The following is a 2,500-nucleotide window of genomic DNA, read 5'->3' on the forward strand; positions in this document are numbered from 1 at the left end:
TTAAAGAGTGCGTAATAGCTCACTAGTCGAGTGACTCTGCGCCGAAAATGTACCGGGGCTAAATACACCACCGAAGCTGCGAATTGATACCAATGGTATCAGTGGTAGGGGAGCGTTCTAAGTGCAGTGAAGTCAGACCGGAAGGACTGGTGGAGCGCTTAGAAGTGAGAATGCCGGTATGAGTAGCGAAAGACGGGTGAGAATCCCGTCCACCGAATGCCTAAGGTTTCCTGAGGAAGGCTCGTCCGCTCAGGGTTAGTCAGGACCTAAGCCGAGGCCGACAGGCGTAGGCGATGGACAACAGGTTGATATTCCTGTACCACCTCTTTATCGTTTGAGCAATGGAGGGACGCAGAAGGATAGAAGAAGCGTGCGATTGGTTGTGCACGTCCAAGCAGTTAGGCTGATAAGTAGGCAAATCCGCTTATCGTGAAGGCTGAGCTGTGATGGGGAAGCTCCTTATGGAGCGAAGTCTTTGATTCCCCGCTGCCAAGAAAAGCTTCTAGCGAGATAAAAGGTGCCTGTACCGCAAACCGACACAGGTAGGCGAGGAGAGAATCCTAAGGTGTGCGAGAGAACTCTGGTTAAGGAACTCGGCAAAATGACCCCGTAACTTCGGGAGAAGGGGTGCTTTCTTAACGGAAAGCCGCAGTGAATAGGCCCAAGCGACTGTTTAGCAAAAACACAGGTCTCTGCGAAGCCGTAAGGCGAAGTATAGGGGCTGACACCTGCCCGGTGCTGGAAGGTTAAGGAGAGGGGTTAGCGTAAGCGAAGCTCTGAACTGAAGCCCCAGTAAACGGCGGCCGTAACTATAACGGTCCTAAGGTAGCGAAATTCCTTGTCGGGTAAGTTCCGACCCGCACGAAAGGTGTAACGATTTGGGCACTGTCTCAACCAGAGACTCGGTGAAATTATAGTACCTGTGAAGATGCAGGTTACCCGCGACAGGACGGAAAGACCCCGTGGAGCTTTACTGTAGCCTGATATTGAATTTTGGTACAGTTTGTACAGGATAGGCGGGAGCCATTGAAACCGGAGCGCTAGCTTCGGTGGAGGCGCTGGTGGGATACCGCCCTGACTGTATTGAAATTCTAACCTACGGGTCTTATCGACCCGGGAGACAGTGTCAGGTGGGCAGTTTGACTGGGGCGGTCGCCTCCTAAAGTGTAACGGAGGCGCCCAAAGGTTCCCTCAGAATGGTTGGAAATCATTCGTAGAGTGCAAAGGCATAAGGGAGCTTGACTGCGAGACCTACAAGTCGAGCAGGGACGAAAGTCGGGCTTAGTGATCCGGTGGTTCCGCATGGAAGGGCCATCGCTCAACGGATAAAAGCTACCCCGGGGATAACAGGCTTATCTCCCCAAGAGTCCACATCGACGGGGAGGTTTGGCACCTCGATGTCGGCTCATCGCATCCTGGGGCTGTAGTCGGTCCCAAGGGTTGGGCTGTTCGCCCATTAAAGCGGTACGCGAGCTGGGTTCAGAACGTCGTGAGACAGTTCGGTCCCTATCCGTCGTGGGCGTAGGAAATTTGAGAGGAGCTGTCCTTAGTACGAGAGGACCGGGATGGACGCACCGCTGGTGTACCAGTTGTTCTGCCAAGGGCATAGCTGGGTAGCTATGTGCGGAAGGGATAAGTGCTGAAAGCATCTAAGCATGAAGCCCCCCTCAAGATGAGATTTCCCATAGCGTAAGCTAGTAAGATCCCTGAAAGATGATCAGGTTGATAGGTTCGAGGTGGAAGCATGGTGACATGTGGAGCTGACGAATACTAATAGATCGAGGACTTAACCATATAATATGAAGCAATGTTATCTAGTTTTGAAAGAATATAAAAAACTTGTTGACTTTAGAAGTTAAATGAGTTACAATAATTCTTGTCTTAAATGAATACAGTCTGGTAATGATGGCAGAGAGGCCACACCCGTTCCCATACCGAACACGGAAGTTAAGCTCTCTAGCGCCGATGGTAGTTGGGACCTTGTCCCTGTGAGAGTAGGACGTTGCCAGGCAATTCGGAGGATTAGCTCAGCTGGGAGAGCACCTGCCTTACAAGCAGGGGGTCGGCGGTTCGATCCCGTCATCCTCCACCATTTAGCCGACTTAGCTCAATTGGTAGAGCAACTGACTTGTAATCAGTAGGTTGGGGGTTCAAGTCCTCTAGTCGGCACCAGTTTTTATTGCAAGAGCCATTAGCTCAGTTGGTAGAGCATCTGACTTTTAATCAGAGGGTCGAAGGTTCGAATCCTTCATGGCTCACCATTTTAATGAAATATGCGGGTGTGGCGGAATTGGCAGACGCACTAGACTTAGGATCTAGCGCCTTTGGCGTGGGGGTTCGACTCCCTTCACCCGCACTTTTAATGAAATAACTCAAACATGTCTTGCGGAAGTAGTTCAGTGGTAGAATACAACCTTGCCAAGGTTGGGGTCGCGGGTTCGAATCCCGTCTTCCGCTCCAATTTCCAATATGACATGCCGGGGTGGCGGAACAGGCAGAC

General features: G+C 51.4%; 6 tRNA genes and 2 rRNA genes (2 of these 8 cut by a window edge). All 8 read left to right on the top strand.

Annotated features, from left to right (window positions below):
- Positions 1-1,794, top strand: a 23S ribosomal RNA gene (locus tag KZZ19_RS00440); it begins 1,127 nt to the left of the window's first position.
- A 101-nt stretch (positions 1,795-1,895) separates the two neighbouring features.
- Positions 1,896-2,011, top strand: a 5S ribosomal RNA gene (gene rrf / locus KZZ19_RS00445).
- A 5-nt stretch (positions 2,012-2,016) separates the two neighbouring features.
- Positions 2,017-2,092, top strand: a tRNA-Val gene (locus KZZ19_RS00450).
- Positions 2,093-2,096: 4 nt separating this feature from the next.
- Positions 2,097-2,172: transfer RNA gene (locus KZZ19_RS00455), tRNA-Thr, on the top strand.
- Between the two features lie 13 nt (positions 2,173-2,185).
- A tRNA-Lys gene (locus KZZ19_RS00460) sits at positions 2,186-2,261 on the top strand.
- 14 nt (positions 2,262-2,275) lie between these two features.
- Positions 2,276-2,356, top strand: a tRNA-Leu gene (locus KZZ19_RS00465).
- 29 nt (positions 2,357-2,385) lie between these two features.
- Positions 2,386-2,460 (top strand) — tRNA-Gly (locus tag KZZ19_RS00470).
- Positions 2,461-2,476: 16 nt separating this feature from the next.
- Positions 2,477-2,500 (top strand) — tRNA-Leu (locus KZZ19_RS00475) (it continues 65 nt past the right edge of the window).

Origin of the sequence: Bacillus thuringiensis (genome assembly GCF_022095615.2) — a bacterium.
Taxonomy (GTDB): domain Bacteria; phylum Bacillota; class Bacilli; order Bacillales; family Bacillaceae_G; genus Bacillus_A; species Bacillus_A cereus_AG.